General features: G+C 72.5%; 7 protein-coding genes and 2 pseudogenes. 3 read left to right on the top strand and 6 right to left on the bottom strand.

Features of this window, described 5'->3' with window-relative positions:
* The coding region (locus VS93_RS25490) for a heavy metal translocating P-type ATPase (protein ID WP_046472394.1) at positions 1 to 1,851 on the top strand (1,851 nt) is incomplete at its 5' end.
* Here the strand turns inward: VS93_RS25490 and VS93_RS25485 are convergent.
* Positions 1,829 to 2,446, bottom strand: coding sequence for a class I SAM-dependent methyltransferase (locus tag VS93_RS25485; RefSeq protein WP_046472392.1), 618 nt, complete (start codon positions 2,444 to 2,446; stop codon positions 1,829 to 1,831). The two genes, VS93_RS25490 and VS93_RS25485, sit on opposite strands and share 23 nt — an antisense overlap.
* A 153-nt stretch (positions 2,447 to 2,599) precedes the next feature.
* Between VS93_RS25485 and soxR the strand changes: the two genes are divergently transcribed.
* Positions 2,600 to 3,100 carry a redox-sensitive transcriptional activator SoxR gene (gene soxR / locus VS93_RS25480; RefSeq protein WP_046472391.1) on the top strand — a complete coding sequence of 167 codons (501 nt, stop codon included), beginning with the start codon at positions 2,600 to 2,602 and terminating at the stop codon, positions 3,098 to 3,100.
* An 83-nt stretch (positions 3,101 to 3,183) separates the two neighbouring features.
* Here the strand turns inward: soxR and VS93_RS25475 are convergent.
* From VS93_RS25475 to VS93_RS25465, 3 genes and pseudogenes are all read right to left on the bottom strand, one after another.
* Positions 3,184 to 3,572, bottom strand: a pseudogene (locus VS93_RS25475) (VOC family protein).
* A gap of 55 nt (positions 3,573 to 3,627) precedes the next feature.
* Positions 3,628 to 4,152: a hypothetical protein gene (locus VS93_RS25470; protein WP_046472390.1), complete on the bottom strand. Its 525-nt coding sequence runs from the start codon at positions 4,150 to 4,152 to the stop codon at positions 3,628 to 3,630.
* Positions 4,153 to 4,447: 295 nt separating this feature from the next.
* Positions 4,448 to 5,266 (bottom strand): annotated as a pseudogene (locus tag VS93_RS25465) (IS110 family transposase); the annotation flags it as partial.
* Positions 5,267 to 5,455: 189 nt separating this feature from the next.
* On the opposite strand from VS93_RS25465, the gene VS93_RS25460 reads away from it, so the two are divergent.
* Positions 5,456 to 6,265: an alpha/beta fold hydrolase gene (locus VS93_RS25460; RefSeq protein ID WP_338022802.1), complete on the top strand. Its 810-nt coding sequence runs from the start codon at positions 5,456 to 5,458 to the stop codon at positions 6,263 to 6,265.
* A 281-nt stretch (positions 6,266 to 6,546) separates the two neighbouring features.
* Here the strand turns inward: VS93_RS25460 and VS93_RS25455 are convergent, their stop codons facing one another.
* Positions 6,547 to 6,942: a VOC family protein gene (locus tag VS93_RS25455; protein WP_046472389.1), complete on the bottom strand. Its 396-nt coding sequence runs from the start codon at positions 6,940 to 6,942 to the stop codon at positions 6,547 to 6,549.
* A gap of 55 nt (positions 6,943 to 6,997) precedes the next feature.
* A partial coding sequence (locus VS93_RS29925; RefSeq protein WP_046472388.1) for a BRCT domain-containing protein occupies positions 6,998 to 7,369 on the bottom strand: 372 nt, incomplete at its 5' end.

Here is a 7,369-nt window from a genome sequence, read left to right as displayed (position 1 = left end):
GCCGCGGGCTACGCATCCGGGTGGGCCGGCGCGCCCGAACCGGTGGCGCCGGCGCTGCAGGCCGCCGCGCTGGCGGTGGGGGCGCAGACGTTCGTCCCCGCGACGCTGCGCCGCCTGTCCAGGGGCAGGATCGGCGTGGGCACGCTGATGACCATAGCCGCGGTCGGCGCCGTGGCCCTGGGCGAGATCGGTGAGGCCGCGGCGCTGGCTTTCCTGTACTCCATCGCCGAAGGACTGGAGGAGTACTCCCTCGCCCGCACCCGCCGCGGCCTGCGCGCCCTGCTGGATCTGGTCCCCGCACGGGCCACCGTCCTGCGCGGCGGCGCCGAGCGCACCGTGGCTCCCGGGGAGCTGCGTGTCGGGGAGACCATGGTGGTCAGGCCCGGTGAGCGCATCGCCACCGACGGTGTCATCGGCTCGGGCCGCACCGCACTGGACACCTCCGCCATCACCGGAGAATCCGTGCGTGTGGAGGCCGGGCCCGGCGACGAGGTCCTCGCCGGATCCGTGAACGGCACCGGCGCCCTCGAAGTGAGGGTGACCAGCACCGCCGAGAACAATTCCCTGGCCCGCATCGTGGCGATCGTGGAGGCCGAGCAGTCCCGCAAGGGCGCCGGCCAGCGCCTGGCCGACACGGTCGCACGTCCGCTGGTGCCCGGCGTGCTGATCGCCGCGGCACTGATCGCCGCCCTGGGTGCCCTGCTGGGCGACCCGCTGGTCTGGGTCGAACGCGCCCTGGTGGTGCTCGTGGCCGCCTCACCGTGTGCGCTGGCGATCTCGGTTCCGGTCACCGTGGTGGCCGCCATCGGCGCCGCCTCCAGGAACGGTGTGCTCGTCAAAGGAGGCGCCGCCCTTGAGTCGCTCGGTCGTGTCAGGGTCGTGGCGCTGGACAAGACCGGCACTCTCACCGGCAACGCTCCGGCCGTCATCGAGGTCGCCCCCGCCCCCGGCCGCACCCGCGAGCAGGTCCTGGACGTGGCCGCGGCGCTGGAGGCCCGCAGCGAGCACCCCCTCGCCCATGCGATCGGCGCCGAGGTCGCGGCTCCGCTCACGGCCACCGACGTGCAGGCCGTCATCGGCGCAGGGCTCACCGGACGACTGGAGGGCCGCGAGGTGCGGCTGGGCCGCCCCGGATGGATCGGGGCCGGCACCCTTGCCCGGACGGCGCGGCGGATGCAGGCCGACGGCGCCACGGCCGTGCTCGTCGAGGACGACGGAGTGCTCATCGGAGCGATCGCGGTGCGCGACGAACTGCGCCCCGAAGCGCACGAGGTCCTCGCCGGCCTGCACCGCTGCGGCTACCGGGTGGCGATGCTCACCGGCGACAACACCGCAACCGCCACCGCGCTGGCCCGCCGGGCCGGCATCGAGGCCGTGCACGCCCAACTGCTCCCCGAGGACAAGGCCCGCACCGTCGGCGACCTGCGCGCCTGGGGGCCGGTGGCGATGGTGGGCGACGGCGTCAACGACGCCCCCGCCCTGGCCGCCGCCGACACCGGTGTCGCCATGGGCGCCATGGGCAGCGACGTGGCCATCGAGACCGCCGACGTCGCTCTCATGGGCGAGGACCTGCACCACCTGCCCCGCGCCCTGGCCCACGCCCGCCGATCCCGGGCGATCATGTGGCAGAACGTCGGCCTGTCCTTGGCGCTGATCACCGTCCTGGTGCCGCTCGCGCTGTCCGGCGTGCTCGGCCTGGCCGCGGTGGTGCTGGTGCACGAGGCGGCCGAGGTCGCCGTCATCGCCAACGGCGTGCGGGCCGGACGCACCCCTGCCCGGCCCCTGACGCTCGACGGCACCGCGTCCCCGCCCGCCCCGGCGGACGGGGTCAGCGCAGCCTGTGGACACTGACGGCATAGCCGCCGCCGGTGTAGGGGGCGCCCTCCCACGTGGCGCAGCGCCGCTCCAGGGCCAGGCCCGCTTCAGCGCACCAGGCGTCGTAGTCGGCCAGGGTGACCGGCGCGGAGGACAGGGGCAGGTGCCGGGCGTCAAGACCGAAACCGGCCACCAGCAGGCCGCCGGTCCGCAGCAGCGCCGCAAGGCCGGCGACCACTTTCGCCTCGGTCCCGGCGGCCAGCAGCGGGATGACGTTGCCGGCGAGTACCACCATGTCGAAGCCGGGCTCCAGCCCCAGCGACGTCACGTCGCAGAGGTCGGCTTCCCGCCAGGCCAGCTGCGGCGCTTCGCGGCGCGCCTCGGCCAGCATGGAGGCGTCGACGTCCACGCCCACACAGCGGTGCCCGTTGCCGGCGAGCCAGACCGCGACGCGGCCGGTTCCGCATCCGGCGTCGAGCACCCGGGAGCCGGGGGCGAGCAGCGCGTCGCAGAACCGGGCCTCACCGTGCACGTCGGTGCCGCTCCTCGCGAGTTCGGCGAACCTGGCGGCGTAGCGCTGCCCGCCCTGGCCGTCGGTCAGCTCACTCCACCGGTTGCTCGGCTTGTCCACCTTCTCCTCCGCCCTGCTCGACGCCTCTTGGGCCGAGTATGGCGTGTGCGGGGCCGCGGGCCGCCGGCCCCCTGCTCTTGTGGGCGGCGATTGTGCCCGGCGAAAGCCGGCGGGTAGCCTCAACGATCATTGAGGTTAGCGCAGGGGGGGCGTATGAGCACCGAGGTCTCGTGGAAAAACAAGGAGCTCACGGTCGGCCAGGTCGCCGCCCGCAGTGGTGTCGCCGTTTCGGCGCTGCACTTCTATGAGCGGCAGGAACTGATCCACAGCCGCCGGACTGCGGGCAACCAGCGGCGCTACAGCCGCGACACGCTGCGCCGGATCGCCTTCATCCGGGTGTCGCAGCGCGTGGGTATCCCGTTGAGCCGTATCCGTGACGCCTTCGCCGAGCTCCCCGATGGCCGAACGCCCACCCGCGAGGACTGGGCGCGGTTGTCGGAGGGGTGGCGAAGCGAGCTCGACGCCCGCATCGACCAGCTGCGGCGGCTGCGCGACGACCTCACCGACTGCATTGGCTGCGGCTGCCTCTCCCTGGACACCTGCGCCCTGTCCAACCCGCACGACCAGTGCGCCGAAGAGGGGCCCGGGCCTCGGCGCCTACTCACCGGCGGCCCGATCACCGAGCCGGCCCAGCGATCGCGTTCTGCGTGCTAGAGGCGGCGCCTCCCGACCGGCGCCCGGACTCGCGGCCCGTTGCACCACGCGGCCCGCGAACGCAACGAAGCGCAGGCGGGAGGTCAGGGACGGTAGCGGATGGGATGGTCCTTGGGGACCTCGACGAGGTAGATCGGAAGGCCGTCGGGGTCGGCGATGTGCATCTCGATCAGCCCCCAGGCTCCTTCCGCGGTTCCCGCAGCACGGCCACCCCCCGTTCCCGCAGTTCCATCTGCGTCTGCACGGCGTCAGGGACCTGCAGCCACAGCTGCGTCGCCGAGGGTTCGGGCGGCCGGTCGGAATGGCCGGACAGTTCGAGGAACCCCCCGCCGAGGAAGAACACGGTGCCCAGCCGTCCCGCCGTTCCGAACTCCCGGTAGATCGCCAGGCCGAGGGAATCCCGGTAGAAGGCGCGGCTGCGCTCGAGGTCGGTGGGCCGCAGCAGGACGCGGCTGCCGAGAACGTGGACCATAGTGGCGACCCTAGGACACGACCGGGAAAATGCCCCGGAACGCCGCGCTCGCCTGTCACCCGCGGCCGCGGACGGGCTCCAGCTCCCCCACTGAGGTGATACGGCGCAGCGCGCCGGGGGCGGGCCCGGGCGCCGGAGTATAGATCCGGACCAGGAACGGCCCGGGCAGGAGGGCCGCGGCCACCCAGGAGCGGGAGGTGGCGAGCACCGTGAAGGTGTGCGGGGCGCCGTCGATGTCGATCGTCTGTGTGGACCACCGCGCGTCCTCGGGCAGGGCGAAGGAGTGCGCACTGAGCGGGTCGCGCATGCGCCGCTCCATGAGGTCCCGTTCGCCGCAGAAGCCGCGGATCTCCCGCTCGCCCGGCTCGCGGAGGTGCTCCCAGCTCCGGGTCGCGATCTCCAGGTCCGGGCCCTGGTCGGGCCCTTCGGGGGTGGAGCCGAAATCCACGACGACCTTCGCGGGCAGGACCTCGCCCGGGTGCACGGTGGTCGAGCTGATGCGGCCGCGCCGCGACTCCTCAGCGGGACGGTAGAGCGGGATCGCCCGGAGAACGTCGGCGAAGTCGTCGTTGTCGTTCATCTGCGCTGTGGCTCCCCTTGTGCGGAAGGGGCGGGGTGCGGCCGCCCTGGCGTGGACGCTACCGGACCCGCCGGCCCGGTGCCCTCTACGGCGAATGCGGCCGCAGGGCGCCGCGGCGCCCTGCGGCCGATTCCACACCGACCAACCCTTTCAATAAGTATTGTCATGGTTTACGCTGAGGCGGCACAACCTACCTAGCAGTAACAAAAGTGGGATGAAGAAACACCCCTGAACCGCGCAGGGACAGCCCCAGCACCGCTTCGGGACCGCAACAGGAGGCTTCCCAATCGTGTTGTCAAGCTGCGGTAGTGAGGGGAGGTGAAACGTGGTAGCGCTCACCGTCACGGAGCATCGCCCACAACACGTTGACGCGACGGCGGGCGAGGGCCAGCAGGGCCTGCTTGTGCCCCTTGCCCTCCTGCCTCTTGCGGTCGTAGTACGCCTTGGAAACCGGACAGCAGCGCAGGCTGACCATGGCCGACAAGTACATGGTCCGCAGCAGCCCGCGGTGATACCGCCTGGGCCGGCGCAGGTTGCCGCTGAGGCGGCCGGAGTCGCGCGGCTGCGGGGCCAGGCCGGCGAAGCCCGCCAGCCGGTCGGCGCTGCCGAAGGCGTCGGTGTCGCCGCCGGTCGCGGCAAGGAACTCCGCGCCGAGCCTGGCGCCCATGCCCGGCAGGCTGGCGATCACCTCGGCGTGCGGATGCTCGCGAAACCGGGCCTCGATGAGGGTGTCAAGCTCGGCGATCTCCTCGTCGAGGGCCAGCACCCCCTTCGCGAGGCGGGCCACCATGGCGGCGGCCAGCTTCTCACCGGGCAGTGCCGTGTGCTGGGAGTGGGCGGCCTCAACGACGGCCTTCGCGAGTGCGGCGGCGCCACGGACGTTGCGGTTCTTCAGCCAGGTCTCGATTCGCTTCGTTCCCGCGCGGCGGATGGCCGCCGGGGTCTGGTAGCCCCTCAGCAGCAGGACCGGCCCCTGGTTGGTCAGCTCCAGGGTGCGCTCCAACGCCGGGAAGATCTCCAGCAGTTGGGCGCGCAGCCGGTTGATCTGCCGGGTGCGGTCGAAGACCAGGTCCAGGCGGCGGGTGGTGAGGGTGCGCAGGTCCACGGCGACCTCGCCGGCGTTGCCCTACAGCAGCGATCGCGTCGCATCTCCCAATTAGCGGTCGAGTCGTCGCGGGGCCCTGGGTGGCCAAGCCTCCTCAGCCATCAGACGGCTCAACCATGACAGCCATGCCCAGAGCCCCCGGGTCCACCGATCTTACGAATGACCAGTTCAGGCCCAGATCAGAAAGGTAGGGCACCGATGACCCCCGCCCCCCGCCGCGAACTCCGGGTTGACTCGGCCGACGGCACCCGGCTGCACGTCGAGGTACACGGCCGCGACGACGGCCCCACCGTCGTGCTCAGCCACGGCTGGACCTGCTCCATCCCCTTCTGGGCGCCACTGGTCGCCACGCTGGGCTCCAACTACCGCGTCGTCCTCTACGACCAGCGAGGCCACGGCCGCAGCGCCGCACCCGCCACAACCGGATACAGCACAACGGCGCTCGCCGACGATCTCTGCGCCGTGCTCGAGGCCACCGTCCCCACCGGGGAAAAAGCCATCCTCGGCGGCCACAGCATGGGCGGCATGACGATCATGGCCGCTGCGCAGCGCCCCCAGGTACGCGGCCGGGCCGCGGCCATCCTGCTGGCCAGCACCGGAAGCGCCGACCTGCTCGCCCGGTCCCACCTCCTTCCCGGAACCCAACGCTTCCCCCGGCTCAGAACCGCAGGCCACCGGTTCCTTCTCAGCTCCCCCTTGCCCCTGGGCCCCATCACCCCCCTCACCCGCGCGGGCCTGCGCTACATGACGATGGCCCCCGACACCAACCCGAGAATGGTCGACTTCTGCACCCGGCTGATCCACGACTGCCCCTCCACCACCCGCGCACGGTGGGGCGCCGTACTCGCCGACCTCGACCTGGAACACGGCGCCCGGGAACTGGACCTCCCCACCGTGATCGTGCACGGAACCGCCGACCGGCTCACCCCCATCGCCCACGCCCACCGCCTGGCCGATCTGCTCCCCCACTGCGACGAACTCGTCGAACTCCCCGCCACCGGCACATGACACCGCTGGAGTCGCCGCGCCACGTGGCCGCCGTCCTCACCGACCTCGTCGCCGCCCACCTCGCCATCGAGCGGCCGAAAGCCACGCTCGGCTGATCCCGAGAACACCAACCGGAGCATCCACCCACCAGCGCCCAGTGGCCCACCAACAGCGGTGAAACCGGCCCGGTCGGCACCGCGATTGGCCCAGCGGCTCCCACCGGGAGCCTCCTCTGGATCCCCCGGCACGTGAACCCCCGCGGGCGAGTGGAACCGTACCCGCGTCACGGCCGGGCCCCAGGACTACCCGGTCGGACCGAGGAGGTCCCAGCGGTTTCCGGCGATGTCGAGGAACACCGCAACGCGGCCGTAGGGCTCTACACGAGGGGCGGTGACGAACTCGACCCCGGCCGAGACCATCCGCCCGTAAGCGGAATCGACGTCGTCGACCCGCAGGAAGAAACCGACCCGGCCGGCTACCTGCCGCCCGACCACCGCGGCCTGGCCGTCCCCGTCCGCCCGGGCGAGCAGCACCCCCGTTCGGCCGCCGGGCGGACGAACCACCACCCACCGCTTCGGGCGCCCGTCGCCGGTTGATGACGGCGAGTCCTCGACGAGCTCGAAACCCAGCGCGCCGACGAAGAAGTCGATCGCGGGGCCGTACTCCTCGACGACGACCGTTACGAGATCAAGATTCACCCCGCCACTGTAGGGCGGCCGACGCGGCCCCGCCCGAGCCCTCACCAGGCAGACCTCAACCGGACACGGCGAGCCGGGCGAGGAAATCGGCCTCGGTGATGATCTCGATGCGCTGCCCCCGGGCACGGTAGGCCTCGGCCCGGCGGTGCTTGGCGGTTTTGCCGGCACCGTCACCGCGGGCGGCGACGAGCACGCCGGTCTTCTTCGTGACGTTCTTGGCGGGGTGGCCCCCGGCCTCGGCGACGCGCTCCCAGGCCGCGGGCTTGCCCATCGCCTCCAGCTCACCACTGATGCACACCACCCGCCCGTACAGCGGACCGGCAGGATCGGCATGCGGGTTGGCCTCCGGCAGCGGGGCCTGGCCGGCCTCCCGCCACCGCGCGAACCGGTCATCAGCGGGCGGCGGGACCGCCCGGGCCCCCACGGC

It is taken from the genome of Allosalinactinospora lopnorensis (assembly GCF_000981225.1).
GTDB lineage: Bacteria > Actinomycetota > Actinomycetes > Streptosporangiales > Streptosporangiaceae > Allosalinactinospora > Allosalinactinospora lopnorensis.
The sequence above is the reverse complement of the archived record's forward strand: the minus strand, read 5'-3'. Positions and strand labels throughout refer to the sequence as shown.

Bases quoted from the DNA above. Each gene is read 5' to 3' on its own strand.
- soxR (WP_046472391.1), top strand. From the start codon at position 2,600: ATGAGCACCGAGGTCTCGTGGAAAAACAAGGAGCTCACGGTCGGCCAG.
- VS93_RS25460 (WP_338022802.1), top strand. From the start codon at position 5,456: ATGACCCCCGCCCCCCGCCGCGAACTCCGGGTTGACTCGGCCGACGGC.
- VS93_RS25470 (WP_046472390.1), bottom strand. From the start codon at position 4,152: ATGAACGACAACGACGACTTCGCCGACGTTCTCCGGGCGATCCCGCTC.